Below are 25,533 nucleotides of genomic sequence, written 5' to 3' on the forward strand. Positions count from 1 at the left end.
GTCTTGTCAAAATTTGGCAATGTCACTATTTTTTTCATTTGCTATGATGTGACTCGATATCAACCTTTTCTCACGGATGCTGTCCAACCGACCATGAAATATACAACCACTTTTCATTTTATAAAAAGCGCCACCTTGGGTGTCGCGCTGGCAATAAGTGCTTCTGCCTTTGCCGATGGAAATGATATCAACCTGAAAACGATGATCCCAGGCGTGCCTCAGATCGACGCGGAAGCTTATATCCTTATCGATTACAATTCAGGCAAAGTGCTAGCCGAAATGAATGCAGATGCACACCGTGATCCTGCCAGTCTGACAAAAATGATGACCAGTTATGTCATTGGTCAAGCAATTAAATCAGGCAAAATCCATCCAAATGATATGGTCACCGTTGGCACTGACGCATGGGCAACAGGTAATCCGGTATTTAAAGGCTCTTCCCTGATGTTCCTCAAGCCAGGCGATCAGGTCTCGGTTTCTATGTTATCCCGCGGTATAAACCTGCAATCCGGTAACGATGCCTGTGTTGCAATGGCAGATTATGTTGCCGGCAGCCAAGAGTCTTTCGTTAACTTAATGAATGGTTATGTAAAATCACTTGGATTAAAGAATACGAATTTCAAAACCGTTCATGGCTTGGATGCAGAAGGCCAATACAGCTCTGCCCGTGATATGGCGCTGATTGGTCAAGCGCTGATCCGTGATGTTCCCGAAGAGTACGCCATCTATAAAGAAAAAGAGTTTACCTACAACAATATCCGTCAAACAAACCGTAACGGCTTGTTGTGGGATAAAAGCTTGAATGTCGATGGTATCAAAACCGGTCACACTAGCGCAGCGGGTTATAACCTGGTCGCTTCTGCAACGGAAGGCGATATGCGTCTGATTTCTGCGGTATTAGGCGGCCACACTTACAAAGGCCGAGAAACAGAAAGTAAGAAACTACTGACCTGGGGTTTTCGTTTCTTCGAAACTGTTGCTCCTCTGCAAGCAAACAAAGAGTTCGCTTCTGAACCAGTCTGGTTTGGCGATAACGATAGGGTTCAGTTAGGTGTTGATAAAGATGTTTATCTGACTATTCCCCGTGGTCGTCTGAAAGATCTGAAAGCCAGCTATGTCATGAATAATAGTGAATTACATGCACCACTGGCGAAAGATCAAGTCGTGGGTACTATCAACTTTCAACTTGATGGTAAGACTATTGAACAGCGGCCTTTAGTCGTCATGAATGAAGTAAAAGAAGGCGGCATCTTTAGCCGCTTTATCGATTACATCAAGCTACTATTTCATCATTGGTTTGGCTAATTCTTGAGATAATTAAGCGATAAACCCCACCAAAGCGAATCGGGCTACCGCCCAATCGCAGTAAGTCCCCCGCGTTTTAAGGCGGGGGAAAGTATCAAATTTTACAGAAGAAACTGACCGTACGATCGCGGAAAGCAAAAACAGGAGCGCCCATGAAAACGAAATTAAATGAACTACTTGAGTTCCCTTGTTCATTCACTTACAAAGTGATGGGCCTGGCGGAGCCTGAGCTAGTCAATCAGGTCGTTGAAGTAGTTCAACGCCATGCACCGGGCGATTACTCTCCACAAGTGAAACCAAGCAGCAAAGGCAACTACCACTCAGTATCCATTACCATCAATGCAACCCATATTGAACAGGTAGAAACGCTGTATGAAGAGTTAGGTAACCTTGAATTGGTACGGGTCGTGCTGTAATAGAAGCAGAGAAATCCCCTATAATTTCACAGGGGATTCTTTATCTATCAGAAATACCACTATTTCAAGCGCACTAAACTGGAGAGAACCTCTTCCGAGGGTTATACTGACCAAATCTTATAGCTATCAAATGAAGTTTCAATTGCAACATAAAACGATTTTCTTACGTCAATTAGGAATACAACCCTACGGGCCGATTTCTGATGCAATGCACTTATTCACTGAGCAGCGAGATATTAATACACCTGATGAAATCTGGCTGGTACAGCATCCAAAAGTCTTTACTCAAGGACAAGCAGGTAAAGCTGAACATTTGCTATCCCTCGGTGATATTCCGATTATTCAATCCGATCGTGGTGGACAAGTCACCTATCATGGCCCTGGTCAACAGGTTATGTATGTCATGATTGACATCAAACGCGCCAAAATTGGTGTACGGCAATTGGTTACGGCGATAGAGGATACTGTCATTAAAACCCTTGCTCACTTTGGTGTGGAAGCCTATGCCCGCCCGGATGCTCCCGGTGTCTACGTCAATGAAGCCAAAATTTGCTCTCTTGGATTACGGATACGCAAAGGTTGTTCTTTCCACGGGTTAGCCCTCAATATCGCAATGGATTTAGAACCCTTTTTGCGTATTAATCCTTGTGGCTATGCCGGCATGAAAATGATTCAACTCAGTGAGTTAGTTCCCGGAATTACTGTTGAGCAAGTACAGCCTATTCTGGTGGAGAAATTTTGCCAGCAGTTAGGATTTAAATTGAACAATTAAAGATGCTATAATTTTTTAACATTTTTCAAAAATTTTTTAATGGTTTGTCATACAGTAGACTGAATGATAAATCTCAACCTGATGAATTTAACACTGGAACCAGCACGATTATGAGTAAACCAATTCAGATGGAACGTGGCATTAAGTACCGCGACGCAGACAAAATGGCGCTGATCCCGGTCAAAACAGTGATGACCGAACGTACAGAAATCTTGCGTAAACCTGAGTGGATGAAAATCAAACTTCCTGCGGATTCCAGCCGCATTCAGGGCATCAAATCCGCCATGCGCAAAAATGGTCTACATTCCGTCTGTGAAGAAGCGTCCTGCCCTAACCTGGCTGAATGTTTCAATCACGGTACAGCAACCTTTATGATCCTTGGCGCAATTTGCACCCGCCGTTGCCCTTTCTGTGATGTTGCACACGGCCGCCCAATGGCGCCTGACACCAACGAACCGGTAAAACTGGCACAAACCATCAAAGATATGGCTCTGCGCTACGTTGTCATCACCTCCGTTGACCGTGATGACCTACGTGACGGTGGCGCTCAACACTTTGCTGACTGCATTTCTGCTATTCGTGAAAAAAATCCATCCATTAAAATCGAAACCTTAGTGCCTGATTTCCGTGGACGTATGGATCGCGCACTTGAAATACTGACAGCAACACCACCCGACGTCTTTAACCATAATCTGGAAAACGTACCTCGGGTTTACCGTCAAGTGCGCCCTGGAGCAAACTATGAGTGGTCACTAAAATTACTTGAAAAGTTTAAAGAAGCCCACCCTGATATTCCAACCAAATCGGGTCTAATGGTCGGCCTCGGTGAAACCAACGAAGAAATTCTTGATGTTATGCGTGATCTGCGCCGCCACGGTGTTACCATGCTGACCTTGGGCCAATATCTACAGCCTAGTCGTCATCATTTGCCAGTACAGCGCTACGTCAGCCCACAGGAATTTGATGAGATGAAAGAAGAAGCGTTAGCTATGGGATTCACCCATGCCGCCTGCGGTCCATTTGTTCGTTCTTCTTATCATGCTGACTTGCAAGCCAGAGGTGAAGAGGTCAAATAACCCAGTTTCTTATACCCTATGGATTTCAAGCTGCATCGCGACGGCAAGGGAGTGAATCCCCGGGAGCATAGCAAACTATGTGACCGGGGTGAGCGAGTGCAGCCAACAAAGAGGCAGCTTGAAAGATGACGGGTATATTATGACTAATATTATTCTGGCGGTATTTATCGGAGGCGGCTTAGGCAGCGTATTACGCTGGTTTATCAGCCTCCGCCTTAATAATATTTCTTCTAATATCGCGATTGGCACCCTTACTGTTAACTGTATCGGTGCATTAATTATCGGACTAGGATTGGCCTATTTTAATAAATCTACCCATCTCGATCCGGCCTGGAAATTGATGTTGACCACCGGTTTTTGTGGAGGTTTAACAACCTTTTCCACCTTTTCTGTTGAAGTGGTTTATTTGTTACAGGAAGGAAAACTAGGATGGGCGCTGGGAACAGTTTTGCTTAATCTTTTTGGCTCATTATTAATGACCGTGTTAGCTTTTGTATTGATGCGTGAACTTTAAATTAAAATTATCTGCATATCACACAAGCCAAAAAAAACCCGTTGAAATAACGGGTTTTCGAAATACGGAGTTAAAATCAGATAGCGACAACGTTTACAGCAGATGGACCTTTAGCGCCGTCAGTGATTTCAAACTCTACTTTTTGACCTTCTGCCAAAGTTTTAAATCCGTTACTCTGAATAGCAGAGAAATGCACAAATACGTCTTTGCTACCATCTTCTGGAGTGATAAACCCGAATCCTTTAGATTCATTAAACCACTTAACGTTACCTTTAATTTTTGACATCAAACTTACCTTTAACGTGAAAATTAAGACACAAAATCTGTGTCGCATACAGTACAGCAAATAAGTTGGTTCACTGTCTACAACCAAGATCACGAAAAGCATAATAAAATACGATAGATGTTATCTTTAATTTAGTTTTACCACTAAATAATACACATATATAAATATCTATAACCCTCCTTGGTCTTTTATCACACAATTTACCCAATAAACAAATGACTAGGCTTTTTCATGTTCCAATAGCCAGCTTTTAATATTCAAGCCTCCGGTATATCCCACCAATTTACCATCATGTCCAATAACACGATGGCAAGGCACAATTAATGAGATCGGATTACGAGAATTAGCCATTCCTACCGCGCGGCAATAATTAACTGAACCTAATGCTAATGAAAGTTGCTTATAACTCCACACTTCTCCAAATGGGATCTTACATAGCTGTAACCATACACGCTGCTGGAATTCAGTTCCTGCCGGGTTGAGTGGAACAGAAAACTCAGTACGCTTACCCGCAAAATATCCCCGTAACTCTTTCACGCACTGCTTGGTAATATCATTTTTTACTTCGGGCGCTGTTTTTTCATCAACAAAATATAGACTGGTCACCCCCTTATCATCCGCAGTGATATGAATATACGGTTTAGGGAATCCTTTGGGTGTATCAAAATAGTGATGATACATAACCACCTCCATTGAAAAAAATATCAATCATTATAGGGATTAGAGTAAATCGTCTTTTCGACAAATTGCAATGATGAATTCAGTTGCTCCCTTACCACCGACTAGAAAACTTAAACTTGTCTAAAGGCGAAAAGCCGGCCAACAAACAGAGAATAACTCACATTGTAATTTTAATGATAGTCACTCGATGTAAAATTAACACCATATATAGTATGGTTGAAATAAAATTTCACTACATATAGTATAGCTCAAGTTATGGCCTTTAGTAAAATTATTACTCATGAACCAAATTTTGCCATTGCATGCCCACAAACTGACAAAGGAGTCGTTAATGAGCATTACCATTTATAGCAAACCAGACTGTGTACAATGCAACGCAACCTATCAAGCGCTAAGCCGAAGAAACATTCCTTATCAGATTGTCGATTTGACCGAAAACCCGCAGGCTTTAGCGACTATCCGTGCTATGGGCTATCAGCAAGTTCCTGTGGTTGTCACGGACACACAGCATTGGTCAGGATTTCGTCCAGATAAAATCAACGCATTAACTGAGAATTTGTAGGTTTATTATGAATATAAATCCGCTGATCTATTTCTCCAGTTCGTCCAGTAATAGCCATAGATTTGTTCAGAAACTGGAGATACCAGCCCTTCGTATTCCGATCAATCAATCGGGTAACCTATTAAATGTAACTTCTCCTTACATTTTACTGACACCCAGTTATAGCGGTGGTAGTGCTAAAGGCGCCGTTCCACCACAAGTGATTCGATTTCTAAATATCGCCGAAAACCGGGCGCTAATCCGGGGAGTCATCGCGGCCGGGAATACAAACTTTGGCGAAGCTTACGGCATAGCTGGACGGATAATTTCAGAGAAATGTCAAATCCCCCTCCTATACCGTTTTGAACTGTTGGGCACTGAAGAAGATGTACAACGGGTACGCCAAGGTATTCAAAGATTCTGGCAACTGATTCATTAGAGAATAGGTAATTATGACTTTTCAAATTAATGCACAACAGGATTATCATGCTTTAAATGCCTTGCTCAATCTGTACGATAGTGAAGGAAAGATGCAATTTGATAAAGACAAACTGGCTACTCATTACTATTTTCGCCAGCATGTAAATCCAAACACACTATTTTTTAATAGCTTAAAAGAGAAGCTGGATTTCCTCCAACAAGAGGGATATTACGAAACAAACGTGCTGGAGCAATACGATTTTGCTTTTATTAAAAAGCTCTTTCAGCAAGCCTATAGCAAAAAATTCCGCTTTCAAACCTTTCTGGGCGCATTCAAATATTACACCGGCTATACTCTGAAAACCTTCGATAATAAACGCTATCTGGAACGCTATGAAGATCGGGTATGCATGGTAGCACTGACCCTGGCCCAAGGCGATCAGATGCTGGCTTGTCGTCTGGTGGACGAGATGATCAGCGGCCGTTTTCAACCAGCAACGCCAACCTTTCTTAATTGTGGTAAGAAACAGCGAGGAGAATTGGTTTCCTGTTTCCTGCTGCGCATTGAAGACAATATGGAATCCATCGGACGTTCGGTGAATTCAGCATTACAGCTTTCAAAACGTGGCGGTGGTGTCGCATGTTTACTCAGTAACCTACGGGAAACGGGTGCCCCGATAAAAATGATTGAAAACCAATCATCAGGTGTTATCCCAGTGATGAAAATGCTGGAAGATGCATTCTCATATGCCAATCAACTCGGTGCACGCCAAGGTGCAGGCGCTGTTTATCTCCATGCTCATCACCCCGATATTCTCCGTTTTTTGGATACAAAACGGGAAAATGCCGATGAAAAAATCCGTATCAAAACACTCTCTATTGGCGTCGTTATTCCTGATATCACTTTTAAGCTGGCTAAACATAATGAAGATATGTATCTATTCTCACCTTATGATATTCAACGGGTTTATGGTGCTCCAATGTCCGAAATTAGCATTACAGAAAAATATGCTGAAATGGTGAATAACCAACAAATTCGGAAATCAAAAATAAATGCCCGTGAATTTTTCATGACGTTAGCTGAGATCCAATTCGAATCTGGCTATCCCTATATTATGTATGAAGACACTGTGAATAATGCTAACCCAATTAAAGGTCGGATTAATATGAGTAATTTATGTTCCGAAATTTTACAGGTTAACAGTGCCAGCGAATATGAAGATGATTTAAGTTACCGCCATATTGGGAAAGATATTAGTTGTAATCTGGGATCAATGAATATAGCTCATACAATGGATTCACCTGATTTTGCCCTCTCTATTGAAACGGCTGTCCGCGCTTTAACCGCGGTATCAGATATGAGCCATATCCGTTCAGTTCCTTCTATTGAAAAAGGAAATCAGGATTCTCATGCCATTGGTTTGGGGCAAATGAATCTTCACGGCTATTTGGCAAGGGAAAAAATTCATTATGGTTCCGAAGAAGGAATAGATTTCACCAATATCTATTTCTATATTGTCACTTACCACGCTCTGCGTACTTCCAATCAGATCGCCATTGAACGCAATAGCTACTTTAAAGGTTTTAAAGATTCTCGTTATGCCAGTGGTGAATTTTTCAATAAATATACAGAAAGCGCATGGCAACCTCAGACAAAAAAAGTCTCTCAATTGTTTGAACAAGCAGGAATAACCATTCCTAATCAACAAGACTGGCTTGCATTAAAAGCCTCAATTATGACTCACGGTATTTACAATCAAAATCTCCAAGCCATTGCTCCTACAGGTTCTATTTCATATATCAACAATTCAACCTCAAGCATTCACCCGATTGTATCCCGTATTGAGATCCGTAAAGATGGTAAAACAGGACGAGTATATTACCCAGCGCCATTTATGACGAATAATAATCTTGAATATTACCAAGATGCTTACGAAATAGGACCGGAAGAAATTATTGATACTTATGCTATAGCCACTCAACACATCGATCAAGGATTATCACTGACACTCTTCTTCAAAGACGACGCCACTACACGTGATATTAACAAAGCCCAAATTTATGCCTGGCGTAAAGGAATTAAAACACTTTATTACATCCGTCTGAAACAGACTGCTCTGGAAGGCACGGAAGTACAAGATTGTGTTTCATGCTCACTGTAAAATGATTCTGGAAATTTATTATGATTAGTAATCCCATACGCGCAATTAACTGGAACCGAATTGAAGATGACAAAGATCTAGAAGTTTGGAACCGGCTGACAACTAATTTTTGGCTACCGGAAAAAATTCCATTATCCAATGACATTCCTTCATGGAATACCCTGACGACAGAAGAAAAAGAGCTGACTATTCGAGTATTCACCGGGCTGACACTACTGGACACAATTCAGAACACCGTTGGTGCTCCAGCGTTAATGGAAGATGCTCTAACACCTCACGAAGAAGCGGTTATGTCCAATATTAGCTTTATGGAAGCTGTTCACGCGCGTTCTTATAGTTCGATTTTTTCAACATTATGCCTAACAACTGATGTGGATGATGCTTATCGCTGGAGTGAAAGGAATGTTTCATTACAGAATAAAGCCAAAATTATATTAAATCATTATAGTTATCATCATCCATTAAAGAAAAAAGTCGCCAGTGTTTTTCTAGAGTCATTTTTATTCTATTCGGGTTTCTATTTACCTATGTATTGGTCAAGTCGAGGAATATTAACAAATACAGCCGATTTAATCCGGCTTATTATCCGGGATGAAGCCATTCACGGTTATTATATTGGATATAAATTTCAACAATCATTAAATAAACATTCAACATTAGAACAGAAAGAAATTAAAGAATTCACTTTTTCATTATTATTAGAATTATACGAAAATGAAATTAAATATACAGAAGAACTTTATGATATTATTGGCTGGAGTGAAGATGTTAAAAAATTCTTGCATTATAATGCCAATAAAGCGTTAATGAATCTTGGCTATGAAACCTTATTCCCTCCAGAAATGACAGATGTCAGCCCTGCAATCCTCTCTGCATTATCACCAAATGCCAATGAAAACCATGACTTCTTTTCTGGCTCAGGTTCATCATATGTTATCGGTAAAGCAGTTAATACTGAGGATGAAGATTGGAATTTCTAAAGATAATGATTTGATTTTATATAGGATAATTCAAAATAACCATAATACTCTAATATTTTAATGCCCATATTATTGAGCCTGTTTTTTAAACGATAAAACGCCATAAAATCTTTATATTTTTATGGCATTTTTTCATGATTGTTGCCATTTCTATGGATATTTTTTGCCATTACTGCCTCCTATTATCATCCGAAACAACAAAAAACATTAATATAGCTAATTAATTTTAAATTAAATTTCATTCCAATTAGATATAATCAACACTATAAACTAATAATCGATTCTATTTACAACATAGCAAATAATTCATTTAGCAATAAAATGTAAAAATATATTAATAACAGCAACATAGAATGAAATTATCCTTTCAACAACCACATTGACTTATATGAAATAAATTGCCAATAACAATGAAATTACTACAAATATATCTAATTTAAATCATTTAATATTACCATTTTTTACATTAATTATCATTAACATAGGGTTGTCAGGCTCTCTCAGTATGTTAGGGTATATATATTCAAAATCATGCAGAGATGAATAATGCATAACACCATCACATAACCATTGAAAGGAAAGTAACTATTTCATGGCAATTAAACTTGAAGTTAAAAACCTCTATAAGATATTTGGCGATCACCCAGAACATGCTTTCAAATTATTGAATTCAGGCTTAAGCAAAGATCAGATATTTGAAAAGACAGGTATGACTGTCGGCATACAAAATGCCAATCTGGCCATTGAAGAAGGCGAAATATTTGTCATCATGGGATTATCAGGCTCCGGCAAATCCACAATGGTACGCCTTCTCAATCGCCTGATAAAACCGACTCGCGGCCAGGTATTAATTGACGGTGAAGATATTTCTGAGATTCCAGAAACAGCATTAAGAGAAATTCGCCGTAACAAAATCAGTATGGTTTTCCAATCATTTGCACTGATGCCACATCTAAACGTACTGGAAAACAGCGCCTTTGGTATGGAACTTGCCGGTATCGCCAAACAAGAACGCGATAAAAAAGCATTAGATGCACTGAAACAGGTAAATCTGGAAAATTATGCGCAATCCTATCCAGATGAGCTCTCAGGCGGAATGCGCCAACGTGTCGGGCTTGCCAGAGCATTAGCTAATAACCCAGATATTTTGCTAATGGATGAAGCGTTTTCTGCCCTTGACCCATTAATTCGTACAGAAATGCAAGATGAACTGCTAAGTCTGCAAGGCAATCAGCCGCGGACTATCGTTTTTATTTCTCATGATTTAGATGAAGCAATGCGCATCGGCGATCGGATTGCCATTATGCAAGACGGTGTTGTTGTACAAGTCGGCACACCTGACGAAATCCTGAACAATCCAGCAAATGACTATGTGAAAACTTTCTTCCGTGGCGTAGATATCAGCCATGTATTTAGTGCTAAAGACATTGCCCGCCGCCGTCCAGACTCTTTGCTCCATATTGCACCCGGTTTTGGTCCTCTTTCTGCATTGAAAGTCCTCGATGACGAAAACAGAAACTATGGTTACTTGATCGAACATGGACAAAAATTCGCCGGTATAGTTTCCACAAATTCATTGGAAAAAGCATTACGGGAAAAAAAACCTATTGAACACGCCATATTAGCGGAACCGACTGCCGTTGCCGCAGATATGCCCCTCAATGAGCTGATTGCTGTTGTAGCACAATCACCTTGTGCGGTTCCGGTTGTTGGAAATAACGACAAATACATCGGCGTTATTTCCAAAGGGATGCTGTTGCAGGCATTAGATAAGGAGACACCAAATGAGTAACCAAAACGAACATCAAACTCAGCCCGGACAGAATACACAGGATACCCCTTCCTCCACTGCGGATAATACAGATCCCTGGAGTAACGGAACCAGTGCTGACAATGCAACAGGTTCTGACTGGCTGGATGCTCCCACAACTACGGTACAGCCTGAACATTTCAATATCATGGACCCATTCCAACACCCACTTATCCCCTTAGATTCATGGGTAACACATGCTATTGATTGGATTGTGCTAAATTTTCGTCCCGCATTTCAGGGAATACGCGTCCCCATTGACTTTGTTCTCAGTGGCTTTGAACAATGTCTGACTTCAATACCGGCCCCTATTGCCATCCTATTTTTCGCCTTGATTGCCTGGCAGTTATCAGGAATTGGTATGGGTATTACCGCGCTGATTTCTCTGGTAATTATTGGTGCAATAGGCGCATGGTCTGAAGCGATGGTTACGCTATCACTAGCTCTGACATCTCTGTTGTTCTGCACTATCGTTGGCTTACCACTCGGTATATGGCTGGCACACAGCAAAAGAGCTGCAAAAATCATTCAACCCCTGCTTGATGCCATGCAAACCACACCGGCATTCGTCTATCTGGTCCCGATTGTCATGCTGTTTGGCATCGGTAACGTGCCTGGGGTTATCGTGACCATTATCTTTGCTCTTCCCCCAATTGTCCGTCTGACAATTTTAGGCATCAAACAAGTTCCGACAGATCTGATAGAAGCAGCCGAATCTTTTGGCGCCAGCCCTCGCCAGATGCTGTTTAAAGTTCAGTTACCACTGGCTATGCCAACCATTATGGCCGGTGTCAACCAAACCCTGATGCTGGCCCTATCAATGGTTGTTATTGCATCAATGATTGCAGTTGGTGGTTTAGGCCAGATGGTTTTGCGAGGTATTGGCCGTCTCGATATGGGGCTTGCCACAGTAGGTGGAGTCGGGATTGTTATTCTGGCGATTCTCCTTGACCGCCTAACACAGTCTCTTGGTCGCGATAACCGAACCAAAGGAATAAATCGCTGGTATGCCGCCGGACCAATTGGATTAATTACCCGTTTATTCAGCCAAAAAGCATAACCTTCAAAAACACCTATCAAACCACAACAGTTTGGTAAACACATGATAACTGCAACAGGAGAAAAACCATGCGCAAAATAGTTATCTGGGCGATATCCCTGTCATCACTGATAAGCTCTCAATTATTCGCTGTCGAATTACCAGGTAAAGGTATCAGCGTACAACCCGTACAAAGCACCCTTAGCGAAGAAACATTCCAGACGCTGATCGTCAATAAGGCATTGGAAAAACTTGGCTATGATGTCAAACCCATCAAAGAAGTAGACTACAACGTCGCCTATTCCTCTATCGCTTCCGGTGACGCAACCTTTATGGCTGTAAGTTGGGAACCTCTGCACAACACCCAATATCAGGCAACAGGCGGCAACGCAAAATTCTACCGTGTTGGCAACTATGTAGAAAATGCCGCTCAGGGGTACTTAATCGACAAAAAAACAGCGGAAAAATACAACATCACGAATATTGCCCAACTGAAAGATCCGAAAATAGCCAAATTATTCGATACTAACGGTAATGGCAAAGCCGATTTGACTGGCTGTAATCCCGGTTGGGGCTGTGAAATCGCCATTAACCATCATCTTAAAGCTTATGGTTTAAACAATAGCGTTGAGCATAATCAAGGGAACTATGCGGCCATGATGGCAGATACTATTACCCGCTATAAAGAAGGCAAACCCATCTTATATTACACATGGACACCTTATTGGGTCAGTGATGTGCTGAAACCGGGCAAAGATGTTGTCTGGCTACAAGTTCCTTTCTCCGCTATGCCTAACGATGAAAGGATAGATACGAAACTGCCAAATGGTGCTAACTATGGTTTCCCGCCAAGTATTATGCACATTGCCGCCAATAAAAAGTGGGCAGAAGTCAACCCGTCCGCCGCCAAACTATTTTCTATCATGAAAATGCCCCTCGCTGATATCAACGCCCAAAACCTGCGGATGCACAATGGTGAAGCATCACAAGCGGAGATTGAACGTCACGCCAATGGTTGGATTAAGGCTCATCAGAAATTGTTTGATGGTTGGATCGAAACCGCCGCCAAGGCTGCCGAAAATAATTAACATTCTGGATATCACAGTGAATTGGTCTATACCAATTCACTATTTTTCACTTTCATTTTCTTTTATACCAAACTTATCGACTCAATTAGTGTTTTTAAGTTTAACCCCTCGATTCCCTCTGTTTTAACATTGAATCTGATAATAAAAAATCATTACAATGTGAAAAATTTATCACGTGACTACTTACTGTTTTTAATAAATTAAATATCTATCTCCCTCACTTAACCTGCTGTTTAAATATAAGAAAACCTATCTATGGAAGAAAATATTTCCCGTACATCATTAAGCCCTGCTTTAGTAGCTCTGATGGCGATCGCCACAGGTCTGGTTGTCGCCAGCAACTACTATGCGCAACCACTGCTCGATACTATCGCACTACAATTTAATCTGACCGCCAATGAAGCGGGATTTATTGTGACCACAGCTCAATTGAGCTATGCCGTCGGCTTGATATTCCTTGTTCCACTGGGTGATATATTTGAGCGACGCGGCCTGATTGTCTCCATGACAATATTAGCCGCCGTTGGATTATTGATTACCGCTACATCGCAAAACATCTGGCAAATGCTATTAGGAACGGCACTGACGGGCTTATTTTCGGTAGTCGCCCAAGTACTGGTTCCTCTGGCCGCGACACTTGCCCTCCCCCACCAGCGCGGGAAAGCTGTCGGTACGATTATGAGCGGTTTACTGCTTGGAATATTACTGGCAAGAACCATATCAGGAACAATGGCGACTCTTGGTGGCTGGCGAACTGTTTTTTGGGTTGCCAGCGTCTTATTAGTGATCCTTTCTTTAACATTATGGCGCTACCTGCCCCGTTATAAACAAGTAACTGATCTCAATTATTTCCAATTACTACGCTCTATTGCAAAATTCGTTACTACAACCCCTCTTCTAAGAGTACGCTCTATACTGGGAGCACTGACATTTGCCAATTTCAGCATGCTATGGACATCAATGGCATTCTTGCTCTCAGCGCCTCCTTTTAACTATTCCGAAGGCGTAATCGGCTTATTTGGGTTAGTCGGCGCCGCCGGAGCACTAATGGCAGCCAAAACTGGGCAACTCGTTGATAAAGGAAAAGGCTCTCTGACCACCACCATTTCTCTGGTGCTATTACTTCTTTCATGGATACCGATCGGCTTAGCCAAAGAATCATTAATTGGCTTTCTGATTGGTATTTTTCTCCTTGATATTGCGATTCAAGGTGTTCACGTTACGAATCAAAGCACGATATACCGCATTATGCCAGAAGCCAGAAACCGACTCACTGCCGCTTACATGACCATCTATTTTATCGGCGGGGCCTTTGGCTCTCTGGTTTCAGGCTATGCTTACAAACACGCAGGTTGGTATGGCGTTGCCGCCGCTGGCATGGCTATCTGTATAATCAGCCTAATCGTATGGTTTTTGGGCAAAAAGTACGAACCAAAGACGTTGTAAAAAAACAGGCTATGATAAAAAATGCTTAAATAAAAACATTTATGAAACATTTATTAAGGATGATATTTTCTATTTGATTTCCTTTTGTTAATGTTACATAACATTTATATAACCAGATGGACTTTATGCCTGTTTCTGATACATCATCCCCCTTAACCAGTAAAAAATCTTCTTTTACTGAAGGAATAATAGACAGTTTACCTATTGTCATCGGTTACATTCCCGTAGCCTTTGCTTTTGGTCTTAATGCCGTAAAACTTGGCTTCAACCCAATAGAAGCCATTTTCTTTTCATGCATCATCTACGCCGGTGCAAGTCAATTTGTCATCACAGCTTTATTAAGCGCTGGCACATCACTATGGATCTCTGCCCTAACAATCATGGCAATGGATGTTCGCCATATCCTTTATGGCCCATCTTTGAGGCACCGTATCAAAGATAAGTTAACGGAGAAAAAAACCGTTATTTGGGCTTTCGGTCTGACAGATGAAGTTTTTGCCGCCGCTACCGCAAAACTCATTAAGAACCAACGGAGTTGGAGTGAAAACTGGATGGTTGCTATTGCGATCTGTTCCTGGCTGGCCTGGATCGCAGGTACCGCAGCCGGGGCATTTCTTGGTAACGGTTATTTGGAATCCTATCCTGCCGTAGAAGCTGCCATGATTTTCATGTTACCAGCACTGTTTCTCAGTTTTCTTCTTGCTTCTTGCAGAAAGCAAAATAGTTATTGTGTTGCAACCGCGCTAACCGGGGCACTGTTGGGAATTACATTTTTTTCAATTCCAGTTGCTATTCTGGCAGGTATTGCCGGTGGCTGTATCGCAGCACTGTTACAACCGCAAAATAGTTGCGATGATTCTTGTGAACAAAAGGAAACACCATGATTGACAGCAAGATTTTGCTTATTGGGCTATTTGTTGGGTTAGCTAACTTTTCGTTTCGCTATCTGCCACTGCGGTTTGGGAAAGCACGCCAATCTGCCGGCAGGAAAGGTGGAAAAACAAGCATTATTCTTGACAGTATTGGTATTGCATCCATTTGTTCTTTACTCATCGTATCGGGTGTACCTGATGTGATGAGAGAGAGTCAAAAGCTATTTCCTACCCTCATAGGTTGTCTGACCATCTGCTTAGTCTTTTACAAAACAAGGAAAATTATACTCGCAACGTTGCTCGGCGCGCTGCTTTTTGGACTAACATTCAAAATATTTATGAATTAGGTATCAATATCAAAAGAAATATGATGATAACAAATAACTACAATTGCTAAATTTATCTTTTAATATACCATTTGGATGTTTGATAACAAAAGTTATCTTACCAGTTGAAACTAATAAGGTATCTAAATAATGGAAAGTTCGTTTACGCCTACCGAAGAATTACTGAATATTCGTGCAGCACAGCAAGCCAAATTAAATAAAGATATCCCTTATCAAGAGATCCTGTTGACTAGGTTATCAATGCACGTCCAAAGTAAATTGCTTGAAAACCGTAATAACATGCTGAAAGCTCAAGGAATCAATGAAACTTTGTTCATGGCCCTGATGATCCTTGATACTAAGGAAAGCCACAGCATTCAGCCATCAGAATTAAGTGCCGCATTGGGTTCTTCCCGTACTAATGCCACTCGTATTGCTGATGAATTAGAGAAACAGGAATGGATTGAAAGAAAGGAAAGTCATAACGACCGCCGTTGCCTTCATCTTCATCTGACAGAACAAGGTACAAAATTTTTAAATAGTTTGCTTCCACCTCAACATGATTGCCTGAGAAGACTTTGGTCATGTCTTGACCAGGAGGAACAAAAACAGTTAGAAAAGTTAATGAGAAAATTACTGGTCAGACTTGATACAATGGGCGATTGTATCAAAAAATAGCTTGTTGTTTAATCGATCAATTTTTGATCAAACAATACTTTCTTGGTCAAATTGTTCGAAAAAATTTTCCTGTTAGCTAAGATGATATTTTCTGCAAAAAGCTAACTATTATTCTTCGATAACATTGGATCCTGTGTCGTTCACCTTTCCAGTAGCGATGATATAGCGCTACTGGAAGGTGATCTGAAAAAAAATAGTATTACTAGAAGATAAATAACAAGCATGGGGATTTACTATGAGCGCAAATGAGGAAATAGAAGTACAAGCGGCACAAGATCCAAACAGTAGCAAAAAAAGGCAACGCAGTCGTGCCTTAGTGTTACTAACCCTTGTCTTCGCCCTGCTAGGTGTTGCCTACTTTTTCTATTGGTTTCTCATTTTACGCCACCACCAAGAAACAGATAACGCCTACGTTACAGGTAATCAAGTTCAAATCATGTCGCAAGTTGCTGGCAGTGTAATCACAGTTAACTTTGATAATACTGACTTTGTGAAAAGCGGTAGTGTATTGGTACAACTCGATCCCCGTGATGCAGAATTAGCATTAGAAAAAGCAAAAACAGCATTAGCCAACAGTGTTCGCCAAACACATCAACAGATAGTTAACAGTAAACAGTATCAGGCTAACATCGCTCTACGCAGATCCGAATTAACCAAAGTTCGAAATGATCTTAGCCGTCGTGAAATACTTAGCGTTCAAAAAGTCATTGGCAAAGAAGAGTTGCAACATGCACAGGAGGCCGTCGCCAGTGCCCAAGCCGCGCTGGATATGGCTATCGAACAATATAACGCTAATCAAGCAATTGTTTTGAATACGCCTCTAGAGAAACAACCTGCCGTTGAACAAGCTGCAACGGAAGTCCGTAATGCCTGGCTGGCACTACAACGCACGAAAATAGTCAGCCCAATTGATGGCTATGTCTCACGCCGTAGTGTACAAGTTGGTGCTCAAATTAATAAAAATACTCCACTAATGGCGATAGTTTCGGCAAACGATATGTGGATCGAAGCTAACTTCAAAGAGACGCAAATTTCTGGTATGCGCATTGGTCAACCCGTGGAAATCACCAGCGATTTCTATGGTGGGAGCAAAGTATTTAGCGGCAAAATTACTGGCCTTGATATGGGTACCGGCAGCGCCTTCTCTTTATTACCCGCTCAGAACGCCAGTGGCAATTGGATTAAGGTTGTACAACGTTTACCCATCCGCATTGAGTTTGATCCTGGGCAATTAGAAAAATACCCATTACGCATCGGCCTCTCGACTAAAGTCAGAGTAGATACTACAAATCCTGACGGCCCCGTTCTGTCTGATAAAACACGCACTAAATCGGCTTATCACACCACGGCTCTGGCAATAGATATGTCTCCTGCCAATAAGATAGTTAATGACATTATTAATAGTAATGCTGGAAAATAATACCGGAGGCCAAGGTGATAAGACAGCCGCTTACAGGTGCCAAACTTGCATGGATGACCATTGCGTTATCCTTGGCAACATTCATGCAAGTGTTGGATTCCACCATTGCTAACGTAGCGATACCCACTATTTCAGGTAATCTGGGATCATCAAATTCTCAAGGGATCTGGGTAATTACTTCTTTCGGCGTTGCCAATGCGATATCCATCCCGATTACTGGATGGCTGGCAAAACGCATCGGCGAAGTTAAATTATTCATCTGGTCAACCGCACTATTCTCCATCGCTTCCTGGCTATGCGGTATTTCCAACAGTCTTAACATGCTAATCTTCTTTCGGGTTATTCAAGGATTAGTTGCAGGTCCTCTTATCCCTCTTTCACAAAGCCTACTTCTGAACAATTATCCACCAGCCAAAGGAAATATGGCATTGGCGTTATGGTCACTCACGATTATTGTCGCGCCGATTTTTGGCCCTATTCTGGGTGGTTACATCAGTGATAACTACCATTGGGGATGGATTTTCTTTATCAACGTTCCTGTTGGTATAGCGATTATTCTGATTGCTATGCAAACTCTGAAAGGACGTGAAACTCAAACAGAGATCAAACCTATCGACACAATAGGACTGATGTTGTTGGTTGTCGGCGTTGGTTGTTTACAAATCATGCTAGATCAGGGTAAAGAGCTAGACTGGTTTAATTCTACAGAAATTATCATCTTGGCGGTTATCGCAATCATCTCATTAGCATTTTTGGTGGTATGGGAGTTGACCGACGATAACCCGATTATCGACCTATCACTGTTCAAAGAACGTAATTTTACAATTGGCTGCTTCTGTTTGAGCTTAGCTTATATGCTCTATTTCGGCACAATTGTGTTATTACCTCAGTTACTACAGGAGGTGTTCGGTTATACAGCAACCTGGTCAGGTCTTGCATCAGCACCGGTAGGATTGTTGCCACTCATCATTTCTCCACTGATTGGTAAATTCAGCAATAGAGCAGATATGCGCTACATAGTGACGTTCAGCTTTGTTGTTTATGCCATCTGCTATTACTGGCGTGCATATACATTCGAACCAGGCATGGATTTTGCCGCAGTCGCATGGCCTCAGTTTATCCAGGGGTTTGCTATTGCCTGTTTCTTTATGCCACTCACAACCATTACCCTTTCTGGCTTACCGGCAGGGCGAGTGGCATCCGCATCCAGTCTATCGAATTTTATCCGAACATTGGCAGGTTCAGTAGGAACATCACTAACAACAACCATGTGGACCCAACGGGAATCAATGCATCATTCCCATTTTACCGAACACATCAACCCTTATAGCCCCGACACTCAACAGATTTATCAACAATTATCGGAATCGGGAATGAGTAACCAACAAATTCCCGCTTATCTGGCAAAAGAGATTACCCATCAAGGGCTCATAATTTCAGCGAATGAAATTTTCTGGCTCTCCGCCAGCGTATTCCTGATATTAATCGTACTCGTCTGGTTTGCGAAACCACCATTCACACAAGGAAGTAAAGAGAATATTGGCGGAGCGCACTAAATCTTAATAGCAAAGCGGGGAACATGACATTCCCCGCTTTTCCTATCAAACTTTATTCTGTCGCCACCATTCAGCCAGCATAATGCCAGTTGCAACAGAAACGTTCAGACTTTCGACTAAACCCGTGCCACCAACAAACAAGCCCATATCACCATGTTTCCAAGCACTGTCACTCAAACCATCACGTTCCTGACCAAGAACCAGAACCATTTTTTCCGGTAATTCAGCTTTAGCTAAATCGGTACTACCTTTATGGCTGGATGTCGTCACAATGGTGTAACCCGCTTGACGAAATTTATTCAATGTGGTGAGCAAGCTATCAGCATCAATACCTTTAATATGCTCAGCGCCACCTTCTGCTGTACGGATAGCCGCCCCCGACTCCAGCAAGGCCACATCGTGCAAAATCACCCCTTGCACACCGAAATGCGCACAGCTTCGCATAATAGCGCCAAGGTTGTGAGGATTACCCACATCTTCAAGAGCCAAAACACAATCTTTTGCCGGTGCATCTTTCAGATAGGTCTCTGCATCCAAGCCGTTACGTTTCTTAATCAGAAAACAAACACCACCATGATGTTCAGTACCTGACACTTTTGTCAGTTCAGCTTCATCCACAACATGATAGGCTTTACGGTTAGCAGCCATCCATTTCAGCGCATTGCGGAAACGCGGTGTCACTGACTCAACAAACCAGGCACGCACTATCGCTTCAGAACGGTTTTTAAACATCGCCTGACAAGCATTTTCACCATAAATCCGGGTTTCTTCCATGCGCTGACGACGGAGCTGTTCAGGATCAATCTGGCTTTTCCCACTGATACCACCATGCTCTGATGGTAAAGAATCACTCTCAGGGCGTGACACTGTTTTCCAAGGCGATCTTTCACGCTCATTGACACGCGGAGAACGGGATGTGCGCTCACCGTCCCGACGACGCTGACCTTGATCGCGCCCTTTGCCAGACGGACGTTTGTTATTGCTGCGGCTGTCATGATCGCCCTCACTGCGGACATACATCACTTTGACTTTGCCATTTTTACCACTGTATGAATCGTTCATTCGTTTCTCCAACTGCTTTATGGCGCGAAGATTACCTGATGTGCGCATCTTAAGCTACCTCTGACAACCATAATCCAATAAAATGCGTCCTTAATTTTCCTGCTTTCGGCAAGGCATGCCGTACTTGCTACGGAGAGCACAGTCAGGCCACCTGTTGAAACAGACACCCACCGAAGATATTCAAGCTACAGCCTGGGACCATTTTGGAACAAGCTGACAATTTAATTGCTTCCCAGCAACCGCATCCGATAACGTAAGTCACAGCAATGATTTGCGAAATCAGCTACAGTTATCAATTAACCACAAATAAGGAGCCTCCTGATGAGCCAGCGCGGACTTGAAGCTTTATTACGCCCTAAATCCATTGCTGTAATTGGTGCCTCAGAAAAACCAGAACGAGCGGGTTCAGTTATGATGCGCAACCTGCTCGCAGGAGGCTTTGCCGGGCCAATATTACCGGTAACTCCCAATAGTCGTTCTGTTCAAGGGGTTTTCGCTTACCCTTCAATAGATAAATTACCAATCACACCAGATTTAGCCATTATCTGTACTCATCACCACCGCAATTTGCAATGTCTGGAACAGCTGGGGCAATTGGGTTGCAAAACAGTGATTATTCTTTCTTCACCAAAGCCTCAATTTCCTGAACTAAAACAGTGTTGCCAGCACTATAGCATCCGACTACTAGGACCAAACAGTTTGGGACTATTAGCCCCCTGGCAAGGGCTGAATGCCAGCTTTTCTCCGATTCCAATTCTCAAAGGGAAATTAGCCTTTATTTCTCAATCTGCGGCAGTCTCAAACACGATTCTTGACTGGGCGCAACATCGGGGAGTCGGATTTTCCTACTTTATCGCGTTAGGTGACAGTGTAGATATCGATATTGATCATCTGCTCGATTTTCTGGCTCGTGACAGTAAAACCAGCGCTATCTTGCTCTATGTAGAACATGTCCATGACGCTCGCCGCTTTCTTTCTGCATCCAGAAGCGCTTCCCGCAATAAACCTATTTTGGTGGTCAAAAGCGGTCGCACCAAGCGAGCACAGAAATTACTTGGTGAACAACAAAATCTGGATGCAGCTTATGATGCAGCAATTCAGCGAGCCGGATTATTACGCGTGCAAGATACGCATGAAATGTTTTCTGCTGTAGAAACCCTAAGCCATATGTCACCTTTACGGGGAGAACGACTATTTATCGTCAGCAATGGCGCTGCTCCAACCGCAATGGCGCTGGATGAGTTATTCCGCCGTAACGGTAAACTCGCAATATTAGGTGAAGAGACAACGAAGGCATTAAAAACACAATTACCAGAAACTATCTCCCTGCATAATCCGCTGGATTTAAAAGATGACTCCACGGTGGACCGTTATATCGCTGCGTTAAAACCATTACTAGACAGCCACGACCATGATGCCCTGTTGCTCATCCATTCTCCTAGCGCAATTGCTCCCGGTATTCAAACCGCCACCAAAGTCATTGAAACAATCCGTAAACACCCAAGGGGAAAATGGCTAACTATTTTTACCAATTGGTGTGGTGAATACTCTTCTCAAGAAGCACGCCGCCTATTCAGTGAAGCAGGTATTCCAACTTATCGCACCCCTGAAGGGGCAATTACTGCTTTCATGCACATGGTGGAATATCGTCGCAATCAGAAACAATTAACAGAAACTCCCGCCCTACCAGCAAACATCACCGCTAATACTGCACGTGCCCATCAATGCATACAACAAGCGCTGGAACAAGGAAACTCTCGTCTAGATACCCATGAAGTTCAACCTATTCTGGCAGCCTATGGCCTCAATACATTGCCAACATGGATTGCTTATAACAGTGATGAAGCAGTCAATATTGCCCAGCAGATCGGTTATCCTGTCGCTCTGAAATTACGCTCGCCAGATATCCCACATAAATCAGAAGTTCAGGGGGTTATGCTCTATTTGCGAAATGCAAATGAAGTCAAGGCTTCTGCTCAAGCGATTATCGAACGTGTCAACCAGAATTTCCCATACGCAAGAATTCAAGGGCTGTTAGTTCAAAGCATGGCAAACCGTGCCGGCGCACAAGAGCTACGTATTGCCGTAGAACAAGATGAGGTATTTGGCCCACTGATTATGTTAGGTGAAGGCGGTATTGAGTGGTCACAGGAAACACAAGTAGCCGTCGCGTTGCCGCCACTCAATATGGCACTAGCGCGATATCTGGTTATTCAGGCGATTAAAGGTAGAAAAATTAAGCTCAAGGGCGCTCCCCAATCATTAGACATACTAGCACTCAGCCGACTGTTAGTTCAGGTATCTAATCTGTTACTTGATTGCCCGCAAATTGTACGACTAGATATTCATCCGTTACTGGCTTCTGGAGACGAATTCACATTATTAGATGTTTCAATGGAATTATCTTCGATAGAAGGTGATCCACGAACCAGATTAGCTATCCGTCCATATCCAGGCGAATTAGAAGAAATGATAAGACTCAAAGGAGGTGCTGAATGCCTGCTACGCCCGATTTTGCCAGAAGATGAACCGTTGCTGAAAGATTTTATCAGCCAGGTTACTAAAGAAGATCTCTATTACCGCTACTTTAGTGAAATCAGCGAATTTACACACGATGATCTGGCAAATATGACTCAAATTGATTACGACCGAGAAATGGCATTTGTTGCCGTACGACATCCTAAAACGACTCCGGAAATTATCGGGGTTACTCGTGCCATAGCCGATCCTGATAATGTCGAAGCAGAATTCGCTGTGCTAGTGCGTTCTGACTTAAAAGGGATTACCCTTGGATATCAGCTTATGATAAAACTGATTAACTATACGCGAGAACATGGCATAAACCGCCTAAATGCTATCACCATGCCAGAAAACCGTACTATGATAAAACTGGCTAAAAAACTGGGATTTACCATAGATGTTCAATTTGAGGATAGCATTGTAAACTTATCCCTCGAACTTTAAATCAACTTCGTGATGAATCGCACAGACTTGAATCATTAGGCATTAGAGCGTTAAATCATGCTCACAATTAGTCAGACTAATGGTATTATCGCCAGATCATTTGATTCATTGCTTTACATATACCCTATGGATTTCAAGATGCATCGCGACGGCAAGGGAGCGAATCCCCGGGAGCATAGCAAACTATGTGACCGGGGTGAGTGAGTGCAGCCAACAAAGAGGCAACTTGAAAGATAACGGGTATAGTAGTCTTTTAGCCATCCAACATAAGAGAAAAAGCGCACTGTGATGTTGTCTAAATTCAAACAAGCTAAACATCAACAACACCTTGCACAACTGCCTAAGCTACCTCAGTCAGTTGCTGATGTTAAAACACTTTATCAACCTGAAGTGTTCCGCAGCACCCTGCTGGAAAAAATTGCTAACGCTGAAAAACATATTTATATCATCTCCCTCTATCTGGAAAATGATGATGCAGGGAGAGATATCCTGAATGCACTTTATACAGCTAAACAACAACGTCCAGACTTGGACATTAAAGTGCTCGTTGACTGGCATCGGGCACAACGTGGACGAATTGGCGCCGCTGCAATGGTAACGAATGCCGATTGGTATTGTTCTATGGCAGAAGCTTATCCCGATGTGAAAATTCCAGTACTAGGTGTGCCTGTAAATACCCGCGAAGCACTGGGTGTTTTACATTTAAAAGGGTTTATCTTTGACGATACTGTGATTTATAGCGGAGCAAGCATTAATGACGTTTATCTCCACCAACATGATAAATATCGTTATGATCGCTACCATTTGCTTCACAATGCAGAACTTGCAGAAGCAATGAAACACTTTGTTGATAATTACATTATCGCTACAGGAGCGGTACAGAAACTGGATTGTAAGGATCGCCCTCGTATTCCTGAAATTAAAAACCTGATCCGTCAATTACGTTTTTCTTTGAGGCACACGACCTATAAAATAAATAACCAGGCAACGAATGATGAATTATCTGTTACTCCACTTGCCGGTCTGGGAAAGAAAAATCTACTAAATAAAACCATTAGCCATCTGATCGCCAGCACAGAACAAAAACTGATTATTTGTACTCCGTATTTTAATCTTCCAGCTATCATTGTTCGGCGGATTGTTAATCTACTCCGTAAAGGTAAACACGTGGAAATTATTGTTGGCGATAAAACTGCTAACGATTTTTATATTCCACCGGAAGAGCCATTTAAAATTATCGGCGCATTACCCTATTTATATGAAATCAATCTGCGCCGTTTCATCAGCAGACTACAGCGTTATGTTGACAACAATCAACTGACGATCAGGTTATGGAAAGATGGTGATAATAGCTACCACCTAAAAGGTGTGTGGGTGGATAATCAATGGCAATTGATTACAGGAAATAATCTCAATCCTCGTGCCTGGGGACTAGATTTAGAAAATGCTATTCTTATCCACGATCCTCATAAAGAAATGCAGGAGCAACGTACAGAAGAACTGCACTGTATCCGTACTTATACTACGGTTGTCAGTAATTATCAGGAATTGGACAGCATCCAGCTTTACCCAGTCAAAGTACGTAAACTTATCCGCCGTTTACGCCGTATCCGGGTAGACAGACTGATTAGTCGTATTCTGTAATTGAATCGATAAAGCGAATTATCTTTTCTAAATCAAATCTCCTGATATTGAATATATTTCGGGAGATTTTTTACCATCGAATTTTAATTTGATAAATTTCAATTTTCATTTATAACAAAATTTTATCGAATCATAATTCTCTAATGTTCTCTTTAGAAATATTAATATAGCAGGTCACATATACCTTATTAATCATATACTATTTTAAAGCCTCATATATTATACAATAAGGATAGCGGTTTTTAACAAATTAAGAGAACATAGCACCCCCTCTTTTCAGCTTTATTCCCAATATCTGATAAAAATAAAACTCAAATAATGAAATTTATTTTCGATACTTAAATACCCGGCACGACTTCAAAAAATAGCTTTTCATTAAGAAGTAGGGGCTGTCCTAGATAAGTAATTTGATCTAGGATATCCAAATGAGAAAAAGTCGGATTAGCCAATACAAGCAAAAACGTCTTCAGGAGCT

Annotated in this window: 23 protein-coding genes; 20 read left to right on the forward strand and 3 right to left on the reverse strand. The window is 41.8% G+C overall.

The genetic code is table 11. From position 1 onward, the window contains the following. Positions 1-93: 93 nt before the first annotated feature. The 5 genes from dacA to crcB all read left to right on the forward strand — a co-directional run bounded on the left by dacA (position 94) and on the right by crcB (position 4,083). Positions 94-1,305 (forward strand): D-alanyl-D-alanine carboxypeptidase DacA, encoded by a 1,212-nt coding sequence (gene dacA, locus BA1DRAFT_RS05125; RefSeq protein WP_036776813.1) that lies wholly within the window; start codon positions 94-96, stop codon positions 1,303-1,305. A 152-nt stretch (positions 1,306-1,457) separates the two neighbouring features. After that, positions 1,458-1,721: a DUF493 family protein YbeD gene (gene ybeD, locus BA1DRAFT_RS05130; protein WP_011145617.1), complete on the forward strand. Its 264-nt coding sequence runs from the start codon at positions 1,458-1,460 to the stop codon at positions 1,719-1,721. 130 nt (positions 1,722-1,851) lie between these two features. Next, positions 1,852-2,493, forward strand: a complete 642-nt coding sequence (gene lipB / locus BA1DRAFT_RS05135) for a lipoyl(octanoyl) transferase LipB (protein ID WP_036776748.1) — start codon at positions 1,852-1,854, stop codon at positions 2,491-2,493. A 110-nt stretch (positions 2,494-2,603) separates the two neighbouring features. Further along, positions 2,604-3,569 (forward strand): lipoyl synthase, encoded by a 966-nt coding sequence (lipA, locus tag BA1DRAFT_RS05140; protein ID WP_036776751.1) that lies wholly within the window; start codon positions 2,604-2,606, stop codon positions 3,567-3,569. Between the two features lie 139 nt (positions 3,570-3,708). Next, positions 3,709-4,083 carry a fluoride efflux transporter CrcB gene (gene crcB / locus BA1DRAFT_RS05145; protein ID WP_036776815.1) on the forward strand — a complete coding sequence of 125 codons (375 nt, stop codon included), beginning with the start codon at positions 3,709-3,711 and terminating at the stop codon, positions 4,081-4,083. 76 nt (positions 4,084-4,159) lie between these two features. On the opposite strand, the gene cspE is transcribed toward crcB, so the two are convergent. Beyond that, entirely contained in the window at positions 4,160-4,369 is a 210-nt protein-coding gene (cspE, locus tag BA1DRAFT_RS05150; RefSeq protein ID WP_021323071.1) for a transcription antiterminator/RNA stability regulator CspE, read from the reverse strand. 219 nt (positions 4,370-4,588) lie between these two features. After that, positions 4,589-5,050 (reverse strand): methylated-DNA--[protein]-cysteine S-methyltransferase, encoded by a 462-nt coding sequence (locus tag BA1DRAFT_RS05155; protein ID WP_036776753.1) that lies wholly within the window; start codon positions 5,048-5,050, stop codon positions 4,589-4,591. A gap of 331 nt (positions 5,051-5,381) precedes the next feature. Between BA1DRAFT_RS05155 and nrdH the strand changes: the two genes are divergently transcribed. From nrdH to emrB, 13 genes are all read left to right on the forward strand, one after another. Then, entirely contained in the window at positions 5,382-5,612 is a 231-nt protein-coding gene (gene nrdH / locus BA1DRAFT_RS05160; RefSeq protein ID WP_036776755.1) for a glutaredoxin-like protein NrdH, read from the forward strand. Positions 5,613-5,625: 13 nt separating this feature from the next. Then, positions 5,626-6,030: a class Ib ribonucleoside-diphosphate reductase assembly flavoprotein NrdI gene (gene nrdI, locus BA1DRAFT_RS05165; RefSeq protein WP_036776816.1), complete on the forward strand. Its 405-nt coding sequence runs from the start codon at positions 5,626-5,628 to the stop codon at positions 6,028-6,030. A gap of 13 nt (positions 6,031-6,043) precedes the next feature. After that, on the forward strand, positions 6,044-8,173 hold the full coding sequence (gene nrdE / locus BA1DRAFT_RS05170; RefSeq protein ID WP_072164764.1) for a class 1b ribonucleoside-diphosphate reductase subunit alpha: 2,130 nt from the start codon (positions 6,044-6,046) through the stop codon (positions 8,171-8,173). A gap of 20 nt (positions 8,174-8,193) precedes the next feature. After that, positions 8,194-9,153, forward strand: coding sequence for a class 1b ribonucleoside-diphosphate reductase subunit beta (gene nrdF, locus BA1DRAFT_RS05175; protein ID WP_036776757.1), 960 nt, complete (start codon positions 8,194-8,196; stop codon positions 9,151-9,153). 592 nt (positions 9,154-9,745) lie between these two features. Further along, a complete protein-coding gene (proV, locus tag BA1DRAFT_RS05180) occupies positions 9,746-10,945 on the forward strand; it encodes a glycine betaine/L-proline ABC transporter ATP-binding protein ProV (RefSeq protein ID WP_036776760.1) in 1,200 nt (399 codons plus the stop codon). Continuing rightward, positions 10,938-12,023, forward strand: a complete 1,086-nt coding sequence (gene proW, locus BA1DRAFT_RS05185) for a glycine betaine/L-proline ABC transporter permease ProW (protein WP_036776762.1) — start codon at positions 10,938-10,940, stop codon at positions 12,021-12,023. The genes proV and proW overlap by 8 nt, the downstream gene beginning before the upstream one ends. 68 nt (positions 12,024-12,091) lie before the next feature. After that, positions 12,092-13,090, forward strand: coding sequence for a glycine betaine/L-proline ABC transporter substrate-binding protein ProX (gene proX, locus BA1DRAFT_RS05190; protein WP_036776768.1), 999 nt, complete (start codon positions 12,092-12,094; stop codon positions 13,088-13,090). 255 nt (positions 13,091-13,345) lie between these two features. Continuing rightward, complete coding sequence (locus BA1DRAFT_RS05195) at positions 13,346-14,536, forward strand: MFS transporter (protein ID WP_036776771.1); 1,191 nt, start codon at positions 13,346-13,348, stop codon at positions 14,534-14,536. Between the two features lie 125 nt (positions 14,537-14,661). Then, a complete protein-coding gene (locus tag BA1DRAFT_RS05200) occupies positions 14,662-15,420 on the forward strand; it encodes an AzlC family ABC transporter permease (protein ID WP_036776773.1) in 759 nt (252 codons plus the stop codon). After that, the gene (gene ygaH / locus BA1DRAFT_RS05205; protein WP_036776775.1) at positions 15,417-15,755 is read left to right on the forward strand and encodes an L-valine transporter subunit YgaH; all 339 of its coding nucleotides are present in this window, start codon (positions 15,417-15,419) and stop codon (positions 15,753-15,755) included. Before BA1DRAFT_RS05200 ends, ygaH begins: the two co-directional genes overlap by 4 nt. Before the next feature lie 129 nt (positions 15,756-15,884). Then, positions 15,885-16,412, forward strand: coding sequence for a transcriptional repressor MprA (mprA, locus tag BA1DRAFT_RS05210; RefSeq protein WP_036776777.1), 528 nt, complete (start codon positions 15,885-15,887; stop codon positions 16,410-16,412). A 235-nt stretch (positions 16,413-16,647) separates the two neighbouring features. After that, positions 16,648-17,832: a multidrug efflux MFS transporter periplasmic adaptor subunit EmrA gene (gene emrA, locus BA1DRAFT_RS05215; protein ID WP_036776783.1), complete on the forward strand. Its 1,185-nt coding sequence runs from the start codon at positions 16,648-16,650 to the stop codon at positions 17,830-17,832. A gap of 14 nt (positions 17,833-17,846) precedes the next feature. Beyond that, the gene (gene emrB, locus BA1DRAFT_RS05220) at positions 17,847-19,388 is read left to right on the forward strand and encodes a multidrug efflux MFS transporter permease subunit EmrB (RefSeq protein ID WP_036776786.1); all 1,542 of its coding nucleotides are present in this window, start codon (positions 17,847-17,849) and stop codon (positions 19,386-19,388) included. A gap of 45 nt (positions 19,389-19,433) precedes the next feature. Here the strand turns inward: emrB and BA1DRAFT_RS05225 are convergent, their stop codons facing one another. After that, the gene (locus BA1DRAFT_RS05225) at positions 19,434-20,450 is read right to left on the reverse strand and encodes a tRNA/rRNA methyltransferase (RefSeq protein ID WP_036776789.1); all 1,017 of its coding nucleotides are present in this window, start codon (positions 20,448-20,450) and stop codon (positions 19,434-19,436) included. A gap of 321 nt (positions 20,451-20,771) precedes the next feature. On the opposite strand from BA1DRAFT_RS05225, the gene BA1DRAFT_RS05230 reads away from it, so the two are divergent. Both BA1DRAFT_RS05230 and pssA read left to right on the forward strand, forming a co-directional pair. Then, positions 20,772-23,414 (forward strand): bifunctional acetate--CoA ligase family protein/GNAT family N-acetyltransferase, encoded by a 2,643-nt coding sequence (locus BA1DRAFT_RS05230; protein WP_036776791.1) that lies wholly within the window; start codon positions 20,772-20,774, stop codon positions 23,412-23,414. A 288-nt stretch (positions 23,415-23,702) separates the two neighbouring features. Then, the gene (gene pssA, locus BA1DRAFT_RS05235; protein WP_036776794.1) at positions 23,703-25,058 is read left to right on the forward strand and encodes a CDP-diacylglycerol--serine O-phosphatidyltransferase; all 1,356 of its coding nucleotides are present in this window, start codon (positions 23,703-23,705) and stop codon (positions 25,056-25,058) included. Positions 25,059-25,533: the final 475 nt, after the last annotated feature.

The sequence above is a fragment of the Photorhabdus aegyptia genome, from assembly GCF_000612035.1.
GTDB lineage: Bacteria > Pseudomonadota > Gammaproteobacteria > Enterobacterales > Enterobacteriaceae > Photorhabdus > Photorhabdus akhurstii.

Bases quoted from the DNA above. Each gene is read 5' to 3' on its own strand.
- dacA (WP_036776813.1), top strand. From the start codon at position 94: ATGAAATATACAACCACTTTTCATTTTATAAAAAGCGCCACCTTGGGT.
- ybeD (WP_011145617.1), top strand. From the start codon at position 1,458: ATGAAAACGAAATTAAATGAACTACTTGAGTTCCCTTGTTCATTCACT.
- lipB (WP_036776748.1), top strand. From the start codon at position 1,852: ATGAAGTTTCAATTGCAACATAAAACGATTTTCTTACGTCAATTAGGA.
- lipA (WP_036776751.1), top strand. From the start codon at position 2,604: ATGAGTAAACCAATTCAGATGGAACGTGGCATTAAGTACCGCGACGCA.
- crcB (WP_036776815.1), top strand. From the start codon at position 3,709: ATGACTAATATTATTCTGGCGGTATTTATCGGAGGCGGCTTAGGCAGC.
- cspE (WP_021323071.1), bottom strand. From the start codon at position 4,369: ATGTCAAAAATTAAAGGTAACGTTAAGTGGTTTAATGAATCTAAAGGA.
- BA1DRAFT_RS05155 (WP_036776753.1), bottom strand. From the start codon at position 5,050: ATGTATCATCACTATTTTGATACACCCAAAGGATTCCCTAAACCGTAT.
- nrdH (WP_036776755.1), top strand. From the start codon at position 5,382: ATGAGCATTACCATTTATAGCAAACCAGACTGTGTACAATGCAACGCA.
- nrdE (WP_072164764.1), top strand. From the start codon at position 6,044: ATGACTTTTCAAATTAATGCACAACAGGATTATCATGCTTTAAATGCC.
- nrdF (WP_036776757.1), top strand. From the start codon at position 8,194: ATGATTAGTAATCCCATACGCGCAATTAACTGGAACCGAATTGAAGAT.
- proV (WP_036776760.1), top strand. From the start codon at position 9,746: ATGGCAATTAAACTTGAAGTTAAAAACCTCTATAAGATATTTGGCGAT.
- proW (WP_036776762.1), top strand. From the start codon at position 10,938: ATGAGTAACCAAAACGAACATCAAACTCAGCCCGGACAGAATACACAG.
- proX (WP_036776768.1), top strand. From the start codon at position 12,092: ATGCGCAAAATAGTTATCTGGGCGATATCCCTGTCATCACTGATAAGC.
- BA1DRAFT_RS05195 (WP_036776771.1), top strand. From the start codon at position 13,346: ATGGAAGAAAATATTTCCCGTACATCATTAAGCCCTGCTTTAGTAGCT.
- BA1DRAFT_RS05200 (WP_036776773.1), top strand. From the start codon at position 14,662: ATGCCTGTTTCTGATACATCATCCCCCTTAACCAGTAAAAAATCTTCT.
- ygaH (WP_036776775.1), top strand. From the start codon at position 15,417: ATGATTGACAGCAAGATTTTGCTTATTGGGCTATTTGTTGGGTTAGCT.
- mprA (WP_036776777.1), top strand. From the start codon at position 15,885: ATGGAAAGTTCGTTTACGCCTACCGAAGAATTACTGAATATTCGTGCA.
- emrA (WP_036776783.1), top strand. From the start codon at position 16,648: ATGAGCGCAAATGAGGAAATAGAAGTACAAGCGGCACAAGATCCAAAC.
- BA1DRAFT_RS05225 (WP_036776789.1), bottom strand. From the start codon at position 20,450: ATGAACGATTCATACAGTGGTAAAAATGGCAAAGTCAAAGTGATGTAT.
- BA1DRAFT_RS05230 (WP_036776791.1), top strand. From the start codon at position 20,772: ATGAGCCAGCGCGGACTTGAAGCTTTATTACGCCCTAAATCCATTGCT.
- pssA (WP_036776794.1), top strand. From the start codon at position 23,703: ATGTTGTCTAAATTCAAACAAGCTAAACATCAACAACACCTTGCACAA.